Annotated in this window: 19 protein-coding genes; 5 read left to right on the top strand and 14 right to left on the bottom strand. The window is 57.9% G+C overall.

Annotated features, from left to right (window positions below):
* Window positions 1-7: 7 nt before the first annotated feature.
* The 5 genes from rsxG (at window position 8) to D8779_RS00320 (ending at window position 3,061) form a co-directional block, all read left to right on the top strand.
* Complete coding sequence (gene rsxG, locus D8779_RS00300) at window positions 8-622, top strand: electron transport complex subunit RsxG (protein ID WP_205895797.1); 615 nt, start codon at window positions 8-10, stop codon at window positions 620-622.
* Window positions 615-1,328 carry an electron transport complex subunit E gene (locus tag D8779_RS00305; protein ID WP_136662483.1) on the top strand — a complete coding sequence of 238 codons (714 nt, stop codon included), beginning with the start codon at window positions 615-617 and terminating at the stop codon, window positions 1,326-1,328. The genes rsxG and D8779_RS00305 overlap by 8 nt, the downstream gene beginning before the upstream one ends.
* Window positions 1,325-1,963, top strand: coding sequence for an endonuclease III (gene nth, locus D8779_RS00310; RefSeq protein ID WP_136662484.1), 639 nt, complete (start codon window positions 1,325-1,327; stop codon window positions 1,961-1,963). The genes D8779_RS00305 and nth overlap by 4 nt, the downstream gene beginning before the upstream one ends.
* A gap of 107 nt (window positions 1,964-2,070) precedes the next feature.
* Window positions 2,071-2,250 carry a PA3496 family putative envelope integrity protein gene (locus D8779_RS00315; protein ID WP_136662485.1) on the top strand — a complete coding sequence of 60 codons (180 nt, stop codon included), beginning with the start codon at window positions 2,071-2,073 and terminating at the stop codon, window positions 2,248-2,250.
* A gap of 400 nt (window positions 2,251-2,650) precedes the next feature.
* Window positions 2,651-3,061 carry a MerR family transcriptional regulator gene (locus D8779_RS00320; RefSeq protein ID WP_136662486.1) on the top strand — a complete coding sequence of 137 codons (411 nt, stop codon included), beginning with the start codon at window positions 2,651-2,653 and terminating at the stop codon, window positions 3,059-3,061.
* A 65-nt stretch (window positions 3,062-3,126) separates the two neighbouring features.
* Here the strand turns inward: D8779_RS00320 and D8779_RS00325 are convergent, their stop codons facing one another.
* From D8779_RS00325 to D8779_RS00390, 14 genes are all read right to left on the bottom strand, one after another.
* A complete protein-coding gene (locus D8779_RS00325; protein ID WP_136662487.1) occupies window positions 3,127-5,727 on the bottom strand; it encodes an efflux RND transporter permease subunit in 2,601 nt (866 codons plus the stop codon).
* Between the two features lie 18 nt (window positions 5,728-5,745).
* Complete coding sequence (locus D8779_RS00330; protein ID WP_136662488.1) at window positions 5,746-6,582, bottom strand: outer membrane lipoprotein-sorting protein; 837 nt, start codon at window positions 6,580-6,582, stop codon at window positions 5,746-5,748.
* 67 nt (window positions 6,583-6,649) lie between these two features.
* Window positions 6,650-7,933 carry a DUF1302 family protein gene (locus D8779_RS00335; RefSeq protein WP_136662489.1) on the bottom strand — a complete coding sequence of 428 codons (1,284 nt, stop codon included), beginning with the start codon at window positions 7,931-7,933 and terminating at the stop codon, window positions 6,650-6,652.
* 2 nt (window positions 7,934-7,935) lie between these two features.
* Window positions 7,936-8,700 (bottom strand): SDR family NAD(P)-dependent oxidoreductase, encoded by a 765-nt coding sequence (locus D8779_RS00340; protein ID WP_136662490.1) that lies wholly within the window; start codon window positions 8,698-8,700, stop codon window positions 7,936-7,938.
* Window positions 8,697-9,434, bottom strand: a complete 738-nt coding sequence (locus D8779_RS00345) for a 3-oxoacyl-ACP reductase family protein (RefSeq protein ID WP_136662491.1) — start codon at window positions 9,432-9,434, stop codon at window positions 8,697-8,699. Before D8779_RS00345 ends, D8779_RS00340 begins: the two co-directional genes overlap by 4 nt.
* A gap of 10 nt (window positions 9,435-9,444) precedes the next feature.
* On the bottom strand, window positions 9,445-12,315 hold the full coding sequence (locus D8779_RS00350) for an aminotransferase class III-fold pyridoxal phosphate-dependent enzyme (protein ID WP_136662492.1): 2,871 nt from the start codon (window positions 12,313-12,315) through the stop codon (window positions 9,445-9,447).
* A gap of 23 nt (window positions 12,316-12,338) precedes the next feature.
* On the bottom strand, window positions 12,339-13,586 hold the full coding sequence (locus D8779_RS00355; RefSeq protein WP_205895798.1) for a beta-ketoacyl synthase N-terminal-like domain-containing protein: 1,248 nt from the start codon (window positions 13,584-13,586) through the stop codon (window positions 12,339-12,341).
* 5 nt (window positions 13,587-13,591) lie between these two features.
* Window positions 13,592-14,887 carry a beta-ketoacyl-[acyl-carrier-protein] synthase family protein gene (locus D8779_RS00360; RefSeq protein WP_136662494.1) on the bottom strand — a complete coding sequence of 432 codons (1,296 nt, stop codon included), beginning with the start codon at window positions 14,885-14,887 and terminating at the stop codon, window positions 13,592-13,594.
* The gene (locus D8779_RS00365; protein WP_136662495.1) at window positions 14,884-15,966 is read right to left on the bottom strand and encodes a beta-ketoacyl synthase; all 1,083 of its coding nucleotides are present in this window, start codon (window positions 15,964-15,966) and stop codon (window positions 14,884-14,886) included. The genes D8779_RS00360 and D8779_RS00365 overlap by 4 nt, the downstream gene beginning before the upstream one ends.
* 2 nt (window positions 15,967-15,968) lie before the next feature.
* Window positions 15,969-17,246, bottom strand: coding sequence for a beta-ketoacyl-[acyl-carrier-protein] synthase family protein (locus D8779_RS00370; protein ID WP_136662496.1), 1,278 nt, complete (start codon window positions 17,244-17,246; stop codon window positions 15,969-15,971).
* An 8-nt stretch (window positions 17,247-17,254) separates the two neighbouring features.
* Window positions 17,255-17,824: an acyl carrier protein gene (locus D8779_RS00375; protein WP_136662497.1), complete on the bottom strand. Its 570-nt coding sequence runs from the start codon at window positions 17,822-17,824 to the stop codon at window positions 17,255-17,257.
* 1,048 nt (window positions 17,825-18,872) lie between these two features.
* Entirely contained in the window at window positions 18,873-19,265 is a 393-nt protein-coding gene (gene gloA / locus D8779_RS00380; protein WP_136662498.1) for a lactoylglutathione lyase, read from the bottom strand.
* Window positions 19,266-19,360: 95 nt separating this feature from the next.
* Entirely contained in the window at window positions 19,361-20,578 is a 1,218-nt protein-coding gene (locus D8779_RS00385) for an argininosuccinate synthase (protein WP_136662499.1), read from the bottom strand.
* Between the two features lie 131 nt (window positions 20,579-20,709).
* Window positions 20,710-21,600 (bottom strand): flagellar protein MotY, encoded by an 891-nt coding sequence (locus tag D8779_RS00390; RefSeq protein WP_136664391.1) that lies wholly within the window; start codon window positions 21,598-21,600, stop codon window positions 20,710-20,712.
* Window positions 21,601-21,703: the final 103 nt, after the last annotated feature.

A 21,703-nucleotide genomic window follows, 5' to 3' on the forward strand; every position in this document is an offset into this window, starting at 1 on the left:
CCGCTCGATGCTGAAGAACAGCCTGGTACTGGGCCTGTTCGCCATTGCTACCGTAGGTTTGGTGGCCACCCTGCATCACGTCACCGCCGAACGTATTGCCACCGCCGAGCGTGACGCTCAAGTGCGCGCCCTCAGCGAAATCCTGCCACGGGGCAGCTACGACAATCATTTGCTGGATAACAGCATCGAGTTGCACGACCCGCTGCTGGGCAGCAAATCGCCACAAGCCGCCTATATCGCCCTGAAAGACGGCAAGCCCAGCGCCATTATTCTGCGCGCCACTGCGCCAGACGGTTACAGCGGTGCGATCCAGTTGCTGATCGGCATTCAAGCCGATGGCCGTCTGGCCGGCGTACGCGTGCTTAACCATCGAGAAACTCCCGGCCTGGGCGACAAGATCGAACTGGCCAAGAGCGCCTGGATTCGCAGCTTCGAAGGTAAATCGCTGGCTGCGCCCAGCGGCGACGGCTGGGCGGTGAAGAAGGATCGCGGTGAGTTCGACCAGTTTGCCGGCGCGACCATCACCCCGCGCGCAGTGGTCAAGGCGGTACACAAAGCCCTGCAGTATTTCGACGCCCACAAGCAACAGCTGTTCGCAGCCCAGGTGAAGTCCAATGGCTAGTCCCAGCTACCGCGAAATCACAGTCAACGGGCTGTGGAAAAACAACCCGGCCCTGGTGCAATTGCTCGGCCTCTGCCCACTGCTGGGGGTGAGCAACTCGGCGGTCAATGCGCTGGGTTTGTCACTGGCCAGCGCCGTGGTATTGATCTGCTCCGGCGCTGCGGTTTCCTTGGTGCGCGGCGTGGTCAACACCGCTGTGCGCTTACCGGCCTTTGTGATGATCATTGCCGCACTGACCACCTGCATCGAGCTGCTGATGCAGGCCTTCACCTACGAGCTGTACCAGATACTCGGGATTTTTATCCCACTGATTACCACCAACTGCGTGATCCTCGGCCGCGCCGATGGCTTCGCGGCGAAAACCGATCCGGCGCGCGCAGCCTACGACGGCTTGATGATGGGCTTGGGCTTTGGTGCCGTGCTGGTGATGATCGGCGCGTTGCGCGAGCTGCTCGGCACCGGTGCGGTGTTTGCCAATATGCATCTGCTGTTCGGCCCCATCGCCGCCAACTGGCAGCTCACGCTGATCCCCGAATACAAAGGCTTTCTGCTGGCCATCCTGCCGCCAGGCGCGTTTATCGTGTTGGGCTTGTTGATTGCCTGCAAAAACCGCGTGGACGAGGTGTTGGCTGAACGGGCCAAGGCCCAGCACGTGGCTACACCTGCACAGAGCCGCCGCGTGCGCGTGACCGGAGTGATCGAGTGAACGCTGCCAAGCGTCTGGAAATCTTCCGCCGCCTGCATGAAGACAACCCCGAGCCGAAAACCGAACTGGCTTACAGTACCCCCTTCGAGTTGCTGATTGCGGTGACGCTCTCGGCTCAAGCCACTGACGTCAGCGTCAACAAAGCCACTGCCAAACTCTACCCCGTGGCCAACACGCCAGAAGCCATCTATGCCCTAGGCGTGGCCGGCCTGAGCGAATACATCAAGACCATCGGCCTGTACAACAGCAAAGCCAAAAACGTGATTGAAACCTGCCGTTTGCTGATTGAGCGCCATAACAGCCAAGTGCCAGAAACCCGCGAGGAGCTGGAAGCCTTGCCGGGGGTGGGCCGCAAGACCGCTAACGTGGTGCTCAACACCGCATTTCGCCAGCTGGCCATGGCGGTGGACACGCATATCTTTCGCGTCAGCAACCGCACCGGTATAGCGCCCGGCAAGAATGTTGTGGAAGTAGAAAACAAACTGATGAAGTTTGTGCCCAAGCAATTTCTCCTCGATTCACACCACTGGCTGATCCTGCATGGCCGTTACGTCTGCCAGGCGCGCAAGCCGCGTTGTGGCAGCTGCCGCATCGAAGACCTGTGTGAATACAAACAGAAAACCTCCGACGATTGAGCCGCTATTCAGTCCCTCAATGAATCGATTGAAAAAAACTTTTTTACCCGCCCAGGTTTTGCCGCTATAAGGTGCGCAAATGGCCCTTGTAGCCTGGAGCGGAACTGATGAGCACTGATAAAGAAGAACTTGAGCTCGACGAAGATTTTGTGGCTGAAGACGCCGATGATGCGGAAGCACCGGTAGAGGTTGCCAAGACCAACCTGACCAAGCGCCGCATCATCGATAACCTCTTGGACGAACGCCGTCTGAGCAGGCAATTGTCCGAATACGATTTCGACTTTTAGTGACACTTATGCGCAGCCTTGTCCGGCAACGCTGCGGCAACCCCGTGTTCTAGGCCCTTTCGCGCCCCGGAACGCGGATTGGTTATCTCAGGGCGACCGTTGCCTAGGATGGCACCCCATTGGCTCTTGTCACGACGTAAGTGCTGCAAACTAAGTCCAGCCCGCGCTGAAACAATGGCTACCTAGCCCATTGATCATCTAGCGCACACTACCAGTGTGCCGCACAAGCCGTTGCTTGGCCTAGACTGGCCACCCCAACGCCCCTCAGGCACAGCCTTTGCAATCGAATTAACCAAGTAATCGCGGAGGGCTCAGCGCACACACGGCCCTACCTCGACTATTGCGAAACAGCGCTAGCCCTGTATTAGCCCTGATTAACTCCTGAAGGAAGATGGAATTTATGTATATAGGACAAGCCGCCAAGCTCTCAGGGGCCACGATCAAAAGCATTCGTCACTATGAAGAAATAGGCCTGCTCCCGCCGCCTCAACGCGAAGGTAAGTATCGCGTCTATCGGCAAGAAAGCGTCGATGTACTGCGTTTTATCAAGTGTGCCCAACAACTCGGTTTCAAACTGAAAGAACTGCAAGACATTCTGCAGGGTTACAACGGTTTGGATTTCCCTTGGGACTTGGCGCAACATGAAATCGCCAGAAAGAAAAATGAGCTGCTCACCCAGATCGATGCAATGCAGCAACTTTACGAAGGTCTGGCGGACTTCGAACAAAACCTCAACGGTGCAAAAGAGGAATGCCATCTCGCTCAGAACAGCGATCAAACAAAAAAAAATCATCCAGAATTACAGAGCTAGGCCACCTGCTAACGATGCTAAAAAAGCCCACTGCATCTGCAGTGGGCTTTAGTACTGGAGTAGACCTAAACCGCCAGCTCAGCAGCACTCGGATAGCTCTCTTGCGTTACCGGCACCACCTTGGCGAAGAACCACGGCGAGATCAGCGTCACCACCAGGATGGTCATCACGCCGCTGATAAACAGCGCTAACGCCACCAGACCGCCTAGGTCGATGATCGGTTTGTAGTCGGAAAACAGCAGCGCCAGGAAACCGACCGAGAAGATCACCACGTTGATCACGGTAGAACGCCCTACGCTGTGCATCGCCTCGAGTATTGCCGCATCAATATGCATGCCGCGCTGCACGAACAACTTGATCCGCGAGATCAAGTGCACCGCGTAGTCGACCACCCCTACCACCAGGAAAGTGACCAAAGCGGTGCCTATATTCAGCTCGATCTCAAATAGGAACATGCAGGCATAGAGGCTGACCGAGGTGGTCAACAGGGTGAACATGCCCAGCAGCCCCAAACGCAACGACCTTAGCCAAAGCATCATCATCAGGGTGACTGCCAATACGGCCAGGGTGAAGCTGAGTATCTGACCCCGAGTGATTTCCTGCAAAACCCCAGTCCAGATCACCGGCGTGCCAGCATGGGTGATCTCCAAGTTGGCGGGTTTATTCACCGCCAGCCAGGCATCCAGACGATTGAGCAGGCTCTGATAGTCGCTGGCCACCGACGAAGTCATGGTGTAAAGCACCAGCGCTTTCGAGTAATCGGCGTTGAGCACGTTGGTCAAATCCGAACCACCGCCATTCTCGAAGAGCATGACGTGTTGCTCGATCAGCGCATTGCCTTCGACATCGAAACTCTCTACCGAACCGTCCTCATTCTTTACCGTGACCTGCTCTTGTGCCCTTGGGACCCGCAAATAGCTCGGGTCCATATCGTTGAGCACCAAGTTCATGCGCTTGATATAGGTCGCTAGCGAATAGCCATAGCTGACATCCGGTTGCTCCTTCAGGAAGCGATCGAGCTTATCGATAAACTGCACCACCTCGGTGTCCAGCACGCCACGCGGGGTCTTGCTATCGATGGCAATCCAGCCCGGCGCGGTGCCCGCCACATGAGCGTTAACGAACTCATCGGAGATGCGGAACGGGTTGTCTTCTTTGAAGTAGGCAATACCGGAGTCCTCGATTTGCACGAGGAAGGTCAGCCCTGTCATCACTAACATCAGCGGCACCAACACCAGCAGAGCCGCCTTGCGCCGCGCAATCAACCAGGCGCACAAACCAACCAGCAACCGAGAAATCAGCGCGTCTTTGTGCGCTGTGCCGACCTGCTGCTTGGCGTCACGACCAAACAGCGCGATCCAGGCGGGGATCAACAACAGGGAAATCAGCAATGCAACGCCCAAACCGATGGACATAAACATGCCGAAGTTACGAATACTGACAATGTTGGTAACGGTGGAAAGCAGGAAGGTGGCAATGGTGGTCACAGTCGTAAGCACCACCGGCATCACCATCAGCCGCATGGTCTCCCGATTGGCCTCGCGAGAACTTTTCCCGGCGCGCGTCTGCTCGTAGTACTCAGACATGATATGCACCGCGTCCGAACAGCAGATGGTGAACAGAAACACCGGTAACACGCTGGTCAGCAGGTCGATGGGCACTTCCAGAAGCGCCATCAGCCCCAGGGTCCAGAGGGTGCAGAAGAGGATGTTGAGCAGCGGCAGCATCACGCCCAGCGGCTTGCGGAAGAACACTAGTAGCAGCGCCATAATCAGCAGAAACACCACTGGGAACAGCAGCCCTAGGTCGTGATCAATGATCTCCTGTTGCGCGCCGATAAAGATCGGCATGCCCGCGATAAACACCTCATCGGTGAACTCCGGATGCTCTGCCTGATAAGCGGCCACCATGTCGCGGAAAATCTGATAGGCGCGCAGCTGGGCAATCGCATCATCCTGCTTGGTGCCTAGCTCCGCCACCAACAAGGCGACGTTCTTGTCACGCGACACCACGCCATCGAGCATAAGCTCGTTACCCATGATCTCGGCTTCCACCTCGGCCGGATCCATATCCTTGGCGCGTAGGGTTTTATGAATCAGCAGCTCGCCCTCATCAGTGAGAACGATATTTTCCAGATCCCCCATCGAGGCCATTTCCCGAATGGGATTAACCCGTTCAGTCAAGAAGGACAGGAACTGTACCTGCTGCGAGTCCCAGCTCTGCTCCCGGGCATGCTGTTGCAACGACTGCAGTGGCCGATAGTCGTTCTGCGACAGCCCCTCGGGGATTATCGTCGCGAGTAACTCAGTGGCCACCTCATCCTCAGCGTGCTCAGCTACGATTCGCTGCAATTCAAGGGCATCGTCCTCATTGCTGAGCACCACCAGACGCACCGACTGAGACAGCGTGTACAGCGCGTTCAGCGATGTTTGGTTGAACACCCCTTGCGGGTTATGCAGCGCCACCATCACCGAGTCGAATGTGCCGGTGAACTCACCTTGCAAATCGATGATGGTCTTGCGCGCTGGGTGGGTTTCCTTAAGCAAGTAGGGGTTGGTGTCGGAAGTCAACGAACCCAATGCATAGGTGAAGTACGCGGTGATCGCCACCAGCAGCACGATAATCGAACGCGCGTAGCGTTCGATAAAAGCCAGATATCTTTCCATGGTCGCCTTTACCGGAACTTATAGGGAGGAAACAGCGAATTTGGGTACATCGCCGGATTTCAGGCCGCGTCGGATAGCCGTCTGGGTGAACAGTCGGTCGTCCAGTTCCAGGTTGTACTGCAGCTGTTTAAAGCGCATTTCCGAACGAGTGCCATCGATAAAGTGCTCGGTTTCGCTGAGCATGATGCTGTCGATCTTGTCCACGGTGGCGACTTGCTTGGTGCGCATCTGCTTGATATTCACCCCCTTCACGTCGAAGAAATCCTGACGCATCACTAGGAAATTCTGCTTATCGATCCAGATTTTGAGTTTGTTGTAACCGGTCTTGGTCAGTACCTCTGGTGAGGCTGGCACGCGCTCCAGCACATAGCAGTCGCGGCCGAGCACCTGCTCTTCACCCAGCAGAGTCTGCTGATAGTCATTTACCCGGATCTTGTCCAGGTCAGCGTAGGAGTAGTCGCTGCCCATAAAAGAACCACGTTTGTCGGTGGTAGAAATTCGCCGGGTCTGACGGCTTACCGGCAGATACATCCATTGACTGTCTTCGCTGCCTTGCGCTTCATGGGGGTTTTCGATGTGAAACGCCACGCCGCGCACGTCGTTGGGAGTGGTAAAGAACATGCTGAATTTGTCGCTATCGGCATAATCCTTCTGCAGATAGGTGAAATCCCTGACCCGCGTATTGCCCTTTTTGTCATGCAGAATTAGCGACACTTCGGACAGAAAACTGTGGCCGTCATTACGGTCCCTAGTCATGCGAATGATCTCGTCAGCATTCAGGCTTTCGGCGGCACTGGCCGCGCCTCCTGCCAGAATCACCACGGCGGCTGTCAGGCCTTTAAACATCCTCAACATATCAATCTCCTTGTGCGTGATGCACGGGTGGATGAAGAGCGGTACGGATCGCGGCCGGCTCTTAGGTTCAAAACAAATATCCGGCGGAAAGACGCAGTTGATCGCGCTGGTCATAGGCACCGAACGAGCGGTCGGACTTGCCAAAAAACAGGTCTACTTCTAGGCCTAACTTCAGCCAATCGACTGGTTTGTAAGTGAAAATGCCTTGCAACAGAACGTCGTCACGCAATGGCGGGGTAAACGCCATAACCAGACGGCTCTTCAGTTGATCCTGGAAGTGCGTGCCCTCGGCAGAAACGGTAAACAGATGGTCACGCCGGTCTTGCAGCATGCCGGCCTGCCAGTCGAGCACCTGCTGCTCTTGCCACTGCAACGAAAGCATCCAGTCGCGAAGCAGGTAGTCGACGCCCAGCAGCGCCTTGACCATGCGCGTCTTATCGGCGCCCTGACTGCGGGTCGGGTTGGTCACCCGCCAATCATCGAAATAAGCCAGTTCGCTACGCACCACGATGCTGTAACCGGCGTCCACCGCAAGGCCGGCGCCGCCCATCGTGTAGCGCGGGTGCTGGCGTTCAAGGCGTAACCGACCATCGTCGGCTAGGCCTTCGACGGCATACACCGGGTCCTGCTGTCGCGCATTTAGGGCGACCACACTGACGTCCACTTCACCCATGCGGCCATTGGCGCTCAAACCATAGGAAAAGCCGTCATCTCCGGCATAATCAGGAGTCGAATCAATCACGAAGTAACTCGGATCTGGCTTGCCAAAGAGCACCGAGTCGAACTCGCTGCCGGGTGCCGGCGCGCGGTTCTCCTCGAAGTCGGTGATCAGCAGGCCTTCAAGCTCCCACTCACCGAGCGGGCGGGTAAAGCGCACCATGGGCAACGCGATACGACTGTCCTCAAGCAGTGCAGTCACACCCTCGCGGTAGTCCAGCGGGTTGACTTGATCCAGTACCCGCAGCTCATCGGCACGTCCCCAAACCACCTGCTGCCAACCGACAGTCAACTCGCCATCACCTAGGTAGTGCCCCCAGTACAGGTGCCGCCAATCAGCGCTAGTACGGTAATCATCGCGAGCCTCATCGCTATAAGGCTGATTACCTTCATAACGAGCGTCATAGCGCACCCGACCTCTGGCCTTGTAGTAACCGCTGTCCCAGCTGTCCTCCAGATTGGCCTTGAAGTACAACGCCTTCTGCGTAACACGGTCGTCGCCATGTAGGCGTACGGCGCTGGCCACGCCGACCTCTGCATCCCAATAGGCAGGCGTGAGGTCGGCGTGAGCCGCATCCACCGTCAACAAGGCCAAGCCAGCGCACAGGCCAGGTTTAAGGAATCGATTCGACATACCTACATCCCCAACCCGACACCGCCATCGACCACCAGACTCTGAGCAGTGATAGCGCCCGCTTCCGGGCTGGCTAGGTAACGCACCAACGCAGCCACCTCTTCGCTCTCGATAAAACGGCGCAGGGGTAATTTGCGTTTGGCGTTGCGCAGGATTTGCTCCTGACTGATACCGGCAATACCGGCCTGCACGGCCAGTTCATGCTGCAACATAGGGGTATCAACCCAAGCCGGCAGTATTGCGTTGACCGTAATCTGACGGGGCGCCAGATCCAGGGCCAAGGCTTTGGTCATGCCCACCATGGCGTGCTTAGAGGCGCAATACGCCGTGTTGCGCACCTTGCCAGCCCGACCAAGGATCGAGGCAATATTGATAATCCGCCCCTGCTTCGGCAATAGCGGCAGACACAAAGAGGTGACATAGAAGGTGCCATGCAGGTTGACCCCTATCACCTTGTGCCAGTTGTCCAAGTCTTCCGGCTCGTTCTCGTTGCAGATACCCGCGCTATTAACCAGCACATCGATATAGCCATGCTGCTTAGCCAGGTCGTTGAACAGGCTGCGCATTCCCGGTAAATCGGAAATGTCGGCGCCATGGGTTTCGATACTGGCCTTGGCCTGATGGTCCGCCACCCAACGCTGCAACTCGGCCAGGTCGAGGTCCAACAACACCAGGCGATTGCCGGCGTCACCGGCGAAACTCTCGGCCACGGCGCGACCAATGCCTTTGGCGGCACCGGTAATAAGAATGGTACGTGGCTGGCTCATGGCATTTTCAATCCGCCGTTGACCGGCAACACTTCACCGGTCAGGTAGTGGGCACGCTCGGCAATAAACAACACCGCCTCAGCTATTTCTTCGGGCTCGGCATAGCGCTTAATCAGCAGGCGAGATTGAATGTCCTGCTCCAAGCTGCCGATCAGTGCCTTGCTCATCTCGGTGTTGACGATGCCGGGCGCCACCGCGTTGACCCGGATATTGCGCGGCGCCAGCTCGACGGCCAGCGCACGGGTGAGCGCTTCGACTCCGCCTTTGGCCGCCGCGTAGTTGCTCTGCCCCTTGCCCGGTTTTTGCGCCGCAACCGAGCTGATATTGACGATGCAACCGCTGCGCTGGCGCATCATGCAAGGCACCACCTGCTGACAGCAGAGCAAGGTGCCGATCAAATTGGTCTGGATGACCTGAGTGATGTCCTCCAGCGACAGAGTGGCCAGCAGACCATCACGGGTTACCCCTGCGTTATTGACCAACAGATCGATACGGCCGAACGCCCCCTCGATCTGTTCGAAAAAGGCCGCGATGCTCTGCGGTGCACTGATATCGCAATGCAGGGCCAGGCACTGGCCACCCTGCTGCTCGATTTCTTCGCGCAAGGCCGCGGCTGCGGCCTCATCACGCACATAGTTGAAAGCCACGGCATAACCCGCTCCGGCCAATGTCTTGACAATGGCCTTGCCAATCCCACGGCTGCCGCCTGTGACCACTGCTACTTTGTCGTGCATGCGGGTCTCCTTAGAGCGAATTCGCGGTTTTGAACTGGGCCAGGCCGAAGCCGTGTGTCGCGGCGATGGCGCGAATCTGCTGAACCTGCTCACGACTGATGTCGCCGTAGGAGTAGTGCTGCTTCATTCCCGATAGCCCCATCAGCACCGACTCGGCCATGCAGGCATACAGCTGATCTTGCTTCAGGTAAGCCCGCACATTCGGCGCCAGACCATCGCCCAGCGGGGTCTGCACAATGCCGCCATGCATATAGAGCACATCGGCGCGCTGCTCAGGCAGCGCTTGGTCAACGTTCAGCGGTACAGCGATATCGCAGATCACCGCGTTCTCGGCGAAATGGTCGGCGCCCAAGAATGCCTCCGGCGCATTGGCCGCGCAGAGCACGATGCGTGCCCGCTTAAGCACCTGCAGATCATTGCTGACGGTGATAAAGGCGTTTTCCCCGGCCTGCTCGCCAACATGGCGGAACAAACGCTGGCCCAGATCGTTGCTATCGCCGTGTTGCGCGATCAGCTCGCTAACCCCCGGCAGCTGCTGCAAGCGTGTCGCCAGGCGATCCTGAGCAAAGTTGTCATTGCGAATGGCCTTGGCGGCATCCGCGTAGATCAACTGAGCGGTTTTCTCCAGACGCCGGGTCGAGCCGTCGCGACCGCTGCCGATCAGGATCAGATGATCAACCTTCTCCGAGAGCAGCGAAGCGTAAGTGGAGGCAATATTGCCGGCCGCGCCGACCACCGCCGCGGTTTCCTCGGCCATATCGAGCCCCTGCTTGACGCAGCCCTGCTCAATGGCTTCCAGACCCATGCCGATGGTCAGGGCATTGCCGGAGGTCAGCGCCATATCCGGCACCGCCAGTGCCTGGCAGTTGTTGGTGACGATTGAGGTGTACATGCCCAGGCCAGCAACGCTATAGCCATCAGCCCGCGCATCGCGGATACGGTTGGTGATTTCCTCACGGATGGTGGCCAGATCGCCGCTGGCGATGTACTCGGCCATGGCGTTGGAGTCCATGCACAGCGGATACAAAGTGAACTCCACCGCTGTGCCCAGACGTGAACGGATCAGCACCGGGCCTATAGGCGCCGAGCGTCGTTCGGGAGCCATGCGTTGGATAAACACTCGCTTCTGTTCCGCGCTAAGAGCGGCCAAAGATGGATCGACATCGCTAAACATGTCGGCATCAATCAGGTGGTTGATAAAGGCCACCCGCGCCACCACCGGCACGGCCGAGTCAGGCTTTGGCGCACTGACTTGTTCCTGGAAGTTCCCCTCACGCTCACCCACCTCGGGAATCAGGTCGGCGCACACACCAGCCACCAACGGGAAAGCATCACGGCGGCGGAGCATTTCGCAGACCTTCTGCAGGGACGCTATCAGGCCGTCAATTTCGGCGAAGGTGATGCACGCAGGCGGCTCCAGGCGGATCACATTGGCATTGCTGCCAGACGGTGCAACCCGCAGCTGCTCGTGCTGCAGCAAATACCCCGCGATGATGTAGCCCAGCGCGTCGTTGTACTGCGCCGATGCCTGCACCAAGGAACTGCTACCGGTAACGTCGTGCAGCTCGAAACCAAGCAGTAAACCACGGCCGCGCACATCGGCGACCACGTCCGGGTAGGCCTGCTGCAACTCGACCAGCGAGGCTTTTAGGTACTCACCTTTTTTCTGCACGTCCTTGAGCATTGCGCCGTCTTCAGCCAGCAAGCGCTGCAGCGCCAAAGACGCGACTCGGCAAGACACATCGTCCTCGGCGAAGGTGGAACTGTGGATATAGCTGAAATCGGGGTCGTAATGGCTAGCGCGGATCAGGGTCGCAGCAATCTTGGTCAGGCTGCCGCCCAATGCCTTGGACAGGCAGTAATAATCGCCCTGCAGCTTGAACTGACTGCTAGCCAACAGGGTGCCGGCGCGGCCGAAACCCGACTGCACCTCGTCGATGATCAACGGGCACTGCTGCTCGTTGCAGAAACGCCGTACCGCCAGATAAAACTCGGCGGGAAACTCATTGATACCGCCCTCGCCCTGAATCGGCTCAAGCAGAAAACCGGTGATGGCGCTGAATGGTTGACGACGCAGCTGAACGCCCTCGCCCTGCCACTCCAGGCTCAGCCAATCGCGGCGGTAACGCACCTTCATCTCTTGCAGCTGCTCCGGCTGCTGCGGATCGAGAAACTCCACCTGTAAACCGAAGCGCGCGAAGGGTTGGCGATACTGCCGGCCATGGGTCAGCTGTACGGAATTGACCAGCTTGCCGTGGAAACTGCGGCGCATGGCGATAAACACCGGTTCGCTGTGCAACAGCTCCAAGTTGTGTTGACGCAGCGCTTCTACCAGCTGGCGTAACGTGCCATAGGACTGATTGCTTGGGAGCAACCCTGATGGCAAATCCAGCTCATCGAGGTCCAGCTCAGCATAGGCTTTGTCGCTTGCCAGCAGCTGCGCTAGGGCAAAATCCACCTCGTCGAATTGCTGCTGCAGGTTCTTCTGTCGACGGTACTCAGCGTGCTTGACGGCGATTTCCACCGACTCGGCACCACTGTTGGAGAAGGTCGAGATATAGCGCTCGCTGTTGTTCAGCTCGCCATTCAGCGCATCGCTCAATTGATGCGCCAGTTCACCGGCGGCGCTGCGCACCGACATCTGCGCATTAAACGGCACATCAGCGCGCAACATATCGCAGACCGCATCAACGAACTGTGGATCGTTGTGACCGAATAAGGCCGCCCCATAGCCACCCAAAAAGTCGGTCACGGCCACCTCGGCACCCTGCGCGTCGCGGTAGTACAGCTTGCTGCCGCGGGCTCGGTGGAATTCTTTCTCCAGACCAAGGGCCTGCATCAACTCAACGTATTTAGGTCTTACGTAATCGCGATAATCCATCTGTGCCACATCCTTTGCATGAATCAAGATTGCAGGGTCGGTTGAGAAAACTGTGCCGTGTCCGCGCCTAAGGTCCGTGCTTCTCGCTGCTCGAGCTGGTAACAAGCGCTGAAACCGTTGTCGTCGCGGTTAACGATGGCGCACCGCTGCAGTCGCGCCGGGCGGCTGGCACCCATGGCAAACGGCAGATCCTCGTTGATTGGTTGGCGCAAGCCGGCAATCGGCGGCACGCATTGGTCCTGCAGCGCGCGGCAGGCCAGAATCAAATCCACCAGACTGGGTGCGCCACTAAGAATGCCGGTCAGCGGTTGGCCGCTGGAGACGTGCGAGGTTTGTATGGCAGCCAGGGTTTCGCTCAACTGGCGGTCTTGCTCGGGTATCGCCGTACCGCCGCACAGCAGCAGATCGACCGGTTTGTTGGGCAGTCTCAACTTGCCAAGCTCGGCATGCGCCGATAGCCCAGTCAGGCAAATCTGCTGCGCCCCCCACAAGTCTTCGCTGCGCCGCAACACCAACGCCGCAGCGCCCTCACCGGCAATACCACCGCTGCCCTCTCGATCGAAGGGGCGGAACGCGCTGCTGCCGTTAGAGCTGATAACACCCGCCTGAGCCAAAGCTGAGAGGGCCAAACCATCCAGTTCGCTGCCTGCGCCAACCACCACGGCCACATCAATGCGGTAGCTTTGCAAGGCCGCACTGGCCTCCTGCAGGGCCGCCAGATTACCGGCCACGCCTTGCATATAAGCGTTGCACTCGCACTCGAATTTGTTGACTAGGCTGACGATGCCGAGCAGCCCATTACTCAGACTCTTGAGCACCAGAAAGGGGTCCAACGCCCGCTCCTGCAAGACCCTGCGTGCCAGCCGGCAGATATCCAAACCATTATTGCCGTTGCACTCATGCAGCAACTCCGCATAAGAGTCGAGCGAGGGGTGGGTATAGCCGCCCTGGCAGCAGTACAAGCCATAACGCAGACGGTCCTTGCGTGGTTCCAGCCCGGCCTCGTCCAAGGCCTGCTGTACTGCATTGACGCCCCAGATCACCGATGGCGGGCAATAACGCTGCAGGTTCGCCGCCACCTCCTTGCGACATTGTTGATGCACCTCGTCGGCGACATGCCCAAAGGCAACCACGCGCCGACTGTGAAAATGCGCAGAGCGCAACGGACCTATGGCGCTACGCCCATCGCGGGCGGCCTGCCAGAGCGCATCAACACCCAAGCCACTGGGCAGCACACAACCCGTGCCGGCAATACTGATTGAATTATCCAAACGCATCACAGAACCTCCCGGTATTTGCGCACGACCAGCGAGGTGTTCAAACCACCGAAGCCGAATGAGTTGCTCAAGGCCAGATCGACCCGACGGCTGACCGCCTGCTGCGCGCAATACTGCAGATCGCATCCGTTATCGGGATGGTGCAAGTTGACCGTAGGGGTGATTCGATCGTCGCGGCAAGCCAGTGCCGTGAGCATCATTTCCGGGGCACCAGCCGCCGCGATTAAATGGCCAAACTGCGATTTATTGGCGCTGACCGCTAGCTGCTGGTAGTGGTCGCCACGGGAGAACACGTTCTTGATCGCCAAGGTCTCGGTCGCATCGTTGAGCGGCGTGGACGTACCGTGGGCGTTGATCATGTCCACCTGCTCAGGCTCCACGCCAGCATCGCGCAGCGCAGCCTGCATGGCGAAAGCGGCCCCACGCCCCTGCGGATCGGGCGCGGTGACCTTATAGGCATCGAGGCTGCTACCGAAGCCGATAATTTCCGCGTAGGGCTTCGCCCCCCGTGCCAATGCCCGCTCGAGCGTCTCGAGCACGATAAAACCACCGCCCTCGCCGGCCACCAGGCCGCTGCGGTCACGATCAAAAGGCCGGCACAAATCTTTGCCCCAGCGTTGTTCGCTGCTGGCCGCGCCGAGCAAATAAAGCGCGCCCATGGTGTCCAGATTGAGCACCGAGTCGGCACCACCGGCTAAGGCAATCTCGACTTCGCCGCGCCTGATCATTTGGAACGCATTGCCAATGGCCTGGGCCGCACCCGCACAAGCGCTGCTGATATTAATCACTGGCCCCTCACACCCGAGATCGTCGGCGATTACCTGGGCCAGGCGGTCGTTGCTCTGGCGCAGCGAACCTTGCACCTGCACCTCAACAGCACGCTGCATCAGGTGCCGCCAATCAGCACCTGCGTGTGCCTCATCCGCCAGGGCTAGCTGCATATCCGCCAGCATGTGCTGCGGCGCACCAGAGGCGCACAGAACAGCTGCATCACGCAGCTGCTCCGCTTGCAACCCGCTGTCACTGAACGCCTGAGTGGCTGCAACCCAGCCATAACGGCTACGCTTCTCCAGCGGCAACCGCCAGGCAGGGTGTTCCTGCAAATACGCTGGCAGCAGGCCCATATCTACCGCTGCGGCATAGCGCACCGGAAAACTGCCATCGGTTATTTCCTCGGGCTGCCAAGGACGGATGCAATGCGCACCATCGAGCATCTGCATCCACATGGACTGCCACTCGAAACCAAAACCGGTCACCGCGCCCATACCGGTGATCACTACTCGTCTCGCACTCATGCGCCCTTCTCCATCTTTGCGATTTCCAGCAGTAGCGCGCCGCAGTGCCCTGCGCGACTGCGCGTCATCAGCAAGACATAACGCGAGCGAGGCTCGTGCTCATGGCGTGAGTCGCCAATTGCATAGGCGATATCGGTCAACAGCGCACTGGCGCCAAGATCACCTGTGAGGTCACGACTGCTGCGTGGGGTGGCGGCTGGCGCGAACAACTCACGCAGAATCGGGTCTCGCTCATCAGCGACCAACAACTCGACATCGCTCAAGTTGACCCGCTCAGTACTTAAGGCCTGCTCTAGTACCCGCTCGGCCAAAGCCGCAGCACGTTCGACGCGGGCGCTGTAAGCCCGCCCCCAGCCCGCGACACGAATGACCAGCGGCGCGGTGAGCGGCGCAACAGTGGCCAACAGCACAGCTGCCGCCCCCTCCCCATAAATGTCAGCGTCAGTGCCATCGGGATAAGACGTCCCTTCACGCAGGTACAACGCAGGGGTGATGTTCGGGCTACTGCTGACCACCAACGCAGCGTCTGCACGCGCCTCAGCAAGCATGGTTACAGCCTCGATAAAAGCGTCGATGCCGGCATTGCTCTGCGAGCAGTAACCCGCCATCGGCCCATTGCAGCGCAGGCCTTCTGCGACATAAGCCATCACACTGCTGTTGAGTAGGGTCAACGCGTGCAGCGGTGGCGTATTGGCAAACAGCTGGCCGAGCAGTTTGTGTGGTTGCTCGCGAATGGCCTCTACTGCGTCCCAGCAAGGGCTCGGCGCATCGACCTCAGGAATTGCCGCAGTGAGGGCAACCCGCTCCGCAGGCAGTTGCAAGTCGCGCAATGCAGGCGCCAGACGCGCAGCACAGTGCAGCAAACGCAGGCCCTGAGCTTCAACACTGCGTTGGATCTTGCGATCGAACAAGTCGATGGCCAAACGCGGAGTGGCAATAGGCCGCGCCAACCGGTCCAACTTGAAAGTAGGCGCTTGCGCCGGCTGAGCAGCTGCATATAGATCGCTTGGAGAGCTGCCGGCCGCATTGAGCAGCGCGAGGTCGACCAGATAAACCTGACGTGCATGTGAGCCATTCATGCTCATGCCCTCCCCAATACGATGGAGCTGTTTACGCCACCGAAGCCGAACGAGTTGGACAGCACGATGTTGATCGACTGCTTGAGTGGCTCGCTAAGGAAGCGCAGTTCGGGAAACTCAGCGCCTTGCGCGTCGTAGTTCAGGGTCGGTAGCAACACCCCATCACGCAGACTGATCAGCGACAGCACCGCTTCGATGGCGCCGCTTCCAGCCAGGGAGTGACCCAGCGCAGATTTGTTGGCGCTCAGCGTCATGCCGTCCAACAGATCACCGAACAAGCGTTTCAGCGCATGGGCCTCGCAACTGTCATTGACCTGCGTTGAGGTACCGTGAGTGTTCACATGCTGTATGGCGTAGCGCAGCAGACCGGCGTCTTCGATGGCCGCTTCCATGCAGTGTTCGTACTTGCTGCCGTCGCGACTGCTTGAAGTCATTTTCTCCGACTCGCAAAAGTTGGCATAACCGAGCACGCGCCCCAGCGGTTTAGCGTTACGGCGCTCGGCATGCTGTTTCGATTCGAGGATGATTAAAGCCGCGCCCTCACTCAGCACGAAGCCGCTGCGATCACGCATAAACGGTCGACTCTGCTGCTGCGCCGGCACATCGGCCTTCTGGCACAAAGCCCCTAGGCTGTTGAACATGTAATAGGGCAACTCGTTAGCCATCAGCTCGACCGCACCACAGATAGCCAGGTCGATTTCGCCGCGCTCGATAGCCCGATAGGCACTACCAATGGCCACAGTACCGGCGGCACAGGCATCCGAATGGGTGGAAATGTGATCGCGAATGCCTAGCCGCTTAGCAAGATGTAAGGTTTGCTGGTCAACGCGGCGAGCAAACGGATGCTCTACCCTTTCCTGACGCTGTAGAAAGCGATCCAGATCAAGGCTGCCGCGCTCGTCCAAACACATACAAGCCAGATCAAGGTCCTGACTGTTGGCGCAGTACTTGTTTGCCCCCAAAAACAGGCCGCTGGCAACCTGACTGAAGGCCTCAGGCTGTAATCCTGCATGCTGCAAGGCTTGTTTCGCTACGTACTCGGCCAACACCGTCTGACGTGGTTGAGCGCTCGGGTTCTCATCAAACCCTGCACGCAACTGTTGCCACTGCTGATCGTCGATAAAGCCGGCCGCCGCGTTGGGAAAACCAAGCTCGACAAATAGTGGATGCTCACGTACGCAAGAACGCTTCTCGCATATGCGCTGGAACAGACTCTGTGCATCCAATACGGTGGGGGCCACCAGACCGTAGCCGGTGACATAAACTTCGCGCGCCCGCATACCGCCCCCTAGGCGACTGCCGACAGATGGGTCGCAACAAATTTCTCCACCAGACGCTGGGAGATTTCGTCACCGTCCACCGGCGTAACCCGGGCGCTACAAGAAGAACACACCACCTGCTGACGCTCATTCAACTCAGCATGTTCCCCGCCGCACTCGGGGCACACGGCAGGCAAGTAGTTGAAGACACCACGGCACTGCTCTGCCCAGTTACGCACAGTAGTCACAGCAAACACATCCGCAGGCTTCATGCCGACCCGTAACTGGTTCGACGCGTAGACGCTCAGGCTCTCCTCCAAGAGTGCCTTGCCCGCTTCGGTCAGCCCGCCTTCAAGGACAAATGCATCCAGGCTCCCGCAAACGGTTACCGCATGCTCAAGCACGCTGGTTTTCGGCAAGGTACAGCCATAGAGTCGACCAAGCTGAAAACTCAGATCGACAATATCCAAAGAATCGGCGGACAAATCCTCAACCAAGCTACTATCAGGCGCTATATCCGCGGCATCAATCGCCAGCAGTTGCGCTAATATTTCACGGGCACTAACGATAACTTCATTCAGTTCGACGGGGTTATTCATATGCAACTCCTTATTTGTCCATTTGCAGAATTTCGTCGTATCGCAACGCTAAACAAGCACTTCGCTGCGGACGGCAAATCTAAACTCTCCCCCTAAGGGTAGAGTCAATACGGCATTACCAACTTCGCGGAAATGTCATACACAAAAGGGACAAAGAGTTTCTTTACAACCCCACACTCTATCGAGCCTCAACCGCTCTAGATAAGGCCTTAACAAGAAACTTCCAACTTGCAAAACCACCAGACCAGCAACACCACTGCAGGCTTTCAACTACTTGCCAGCAAAGCATTATGCAAACCAGCTCACACCTCATGGCCAACTTCTGACGACTTTCTTTCATTGCAATGGCTGTGCATTTCAACGCGCGCGCCAAAACAGGGCATAAATGACTACAGGGTCATTAAAATAAAATCATTTATTCATAAATTTGATATGCAGCCGACATCAAGTATCCGTTAGTAAATACCTGACAGAAGAATTAAAGGCTTGGTATTTAATAATTGAAGTTACTAATACGAAAAATCAACTATTCAGACAGTGCTCAAGCACACTTCATCAAACCAATATGGATATACAGCTCACCCTCTGGAGCTTGCGGAACGCGCAGCTAGTTAGTGGATATAGCCACAACAATCGACGTGAGCCGTCAGCCCACAGGTAGCCTGGCAACACCTGTTGGCCTATTCACAATCGGTTAGCTCGACAGGTAAACGGCGCCGCCTGGCTTGGGAAAGCAGTGAGTGCCATGCATGCTTAACCCCACGCCTCTAGCTCGGCGCACAGCAGGACATTTTTAGGGACGCCGAGGTGCCTGCCCGCCAAGCGCAACCCGGTTTCGTGCCCGTAGGCTAAATGCTGACAATCCAGTAGCTGTAGCCCTACCCTATGGGTTAAAGCTACGAGTCGACGCCAGGTATTGAACGATGCAGTCAGTCGCCCGCATGGGGCGTGCGCGACTCCAAAATAGAGCCCCTCAATCACCGCAATCTAGCGATTTGACATGCTGACTCGCCGACAGAGGCCTACTGAGCGACCCACAGCAGGTTGATCAGTCCTTACGCGAAGGCGATAACAGCTCGATCTTGTAGCCGTCCGGGTCTTCTACAAACGCCAGGATGCTACTGCCATGCTTCATCGGCCCTGGCTCACGGGTGATCTTGCCGCCGCGGGCACGGATGTCTTCGCAGGCTTTGTACACATCAGCCACTTCCAGAGCGATATGGCCATAGCCGCTGCCCAAGTCGTAACTCTCTACGCCCCAGTTATGGGTCAGCTCAATCACGCTGTTATGCGCCTCATCGCCGTAGCCGACGAACGCCAGGGTGAACTGCCCCTCGGGGTAGTCCTTGCGACGCAGCAGGGTCATGCCCAGCACTTCGGTGTAGAACGCGATGGATTTATCCATATCGCCGACGCGCAGCATGGTGTGCAGCAGTCTCATCAGGTATCTCCTCATCATTGCCCGCGATACCGGGCTTATAAATGCAAACCCCGGCTTATGGCCGGGGTTTGGTCAGGCTCAGGTGCTCAAGTCTATCAGAGCATCTTGCGGCCTTTGCCGGCGGCAATGCGCAGGCGCAGGGCGTTGAGCTTGATAAAGCCTGCAGCGTCCTGCTGATTGTAAGCACCGCCGTCTTCTTCAAAGGTGGCGATATTGGCATCGAACAGGGAATCATCGGACTTACGCCCGGTGACGATCATGTTGCCCTTGTACAGCTTCATGCGTACCACGCCGTTCACGTTGGCCTGGGATGCATCGATCATCTGTTGCAGCATCAGACGCTCTGGGCTCCACCAGAAACCGTTGTAGATCAGGCTGGCATATTTCGGCATCAGCTCGTCTTTCAGGTGGGCGACTTCGCGGTCCAGGGTGATCGACTCCATGGCGCGGTGACCCTTGAGCATAATGGTGCCACCCGGGGTTTCGTAGCAGCCACGGGCTTTCATGCCCACGTAGCGGTTCTCGACCATATCCAGGCGGCCAATACCGTTGGCCCCGCCGATGCGGTTCAACTCAGCCAGTACGGTAGCCGGGCTCATCTCAACGCCGTCAATCGCAACGATGTCGCCGCCGCGGTAGGTCAGCTCAATGTAGGTTGGGGTGTTGGGTGCGTTCTCTGGCGAGGTGGTCCAACGCCACATGTCTTCTTCGTGCTCGGTCCAGGTGTCTTCCAGCACGCCACCTTCATAGGAGATGTGCAGCAAGTTGGCATCCATGGAGTACGGCGACTTTTTCTTGCCATGACGCTCGATCGGGATGGCGTGCTTCTCTGCGTAATCCATCAGCTTTTCACGGGACATCAAATCCCATTCACGCCATGGCGCAATCACTTTCACACCCGGCTTCAGTGCATAGGCACCCAGCTCGAAACGCACTTGGTCGTTACCCTTACCGGTCGCGCCATGGGAGATAGCGTCAGCGCCGGTTTCGTTGGCAATTTCGATCAAGCGCTTGGCGATCAGCGGACGAGCGATCGAAGTGCCGAGGAGGTACTCGCCTTCATAAATAGTGTTGGCGCGGAACATCGGGAAAACGAAATCACGCACGAACTCTTCGCGCAGGTCATCGATGTAGATTTCTTTAACGCCCATGGCCTTCGCCTTGGCGCGAGCCGGCTCGACTTCCTCCCCCTGGCCGAGGTCTGCGGTGAAGGTCACCACTTCGCAGTTATAGGTGTCTTGCAGCCACTTGAGGATCACGGAAGTGTCCAGGCCACCGGAATATGCCAGGACTACCTTGTTTACGTCGGCCATGCCATCAACTCCACGGGGTTGTGCGGGAAACCCGTGATTCTACTGGTCGCGTCGCCTTATTTACAGAGGCGCGACAGCTTGTGACGACCAAGCGACGGTTAAATTGTTGAACAACCGTGCAATCACTGTTGCTAGGACGTGGCCGCAGGGTCAGTCGGCGCCGCTGCTGGCGCAGGTGGCACAGCGGCCTCAGGCACGCGATCAAGGAGGATGGTCACCCGACGATTCTTCGCCCGATTCGCTTCATTATTATTCGGCGCAACCGGGTAACGCTCACCATGAAAACGCATGGTGATCTGCTCAGGCGCAATCCCGCTCGCTTTGAGGTATTCCATTACGGCCAAAGCCCGGCGGCGTGACAGATCGCGATTGGTCAGACGATTGCCGCTGTTGTCAGCATGCCCGTCAAGCTGAATACGGTTGACGCTGGGGTCTGCCTTGAGGAAGTTCAAGATGATCTCCAGCTTAGCCTGGGCCAGCGGCTCAAGGTCCACCCCGCCCCCCGGAAAGCCGACCTGGCTTTTACGTATTTGATCAAAGTTCACCGGCAGCAGCTTGGCCGTGCAGTCCAAATAATCGTTGTAGGCCTTATGGAACTTAGCGGGCAGCAGACGCACCTCAACCGCATCACCGCCCATTGCCGCGCGATGCCGCACCACTGGGCTGCGGCCTTCAAGCAACCCCGTCAGCAAGCGCGCGCCCTGCTCCTGGGAACTGTTAAACAGCACCTCGGCGGGCACAACGCTGACCGAGCCCAGGTTGATATCACCTCGCCCCGGCTGCCAGGGCGCCGCCGCCGCCAACAGCGTGGCATTGCCAGCACCCAGCCAACGCTCGCGGGCTTCGAGACTGAAGGTGACCTGCTCGCCGGCACGGCGCACAAACACCCCGGATCCGAAATCGGTGACGGGCTGCGACAGACGGCACTCAAATTGATCGCCGTCTACCTTCCACTCGATCTTCTCCAGACGCGTCTGGAAACTGATAGCAAGAGCAGGCTGGCTTGCCAGCAGGCAAAGCATGGCGAATGGGGTGAGTCGCACGACAGGCTCCAGGGAATACGGCTTACCCTGTGGCTATCGGTGCCTTCGCGGAAAACTTGAGCACAACCTGTAACTGCTCACA

The sequence above is a fragment of the Pseudomonas leptonychotis genome (assembly GCF_004920405.1).
Taxonomy (GTDB): domain Bacteria; phylum Pseudomonadota; class Gammaproteobacteria; order Pseudomonadales; family Pseudomonadaceae; genus Aquipseudomonas; species Aquipseudomonas leptonychotis.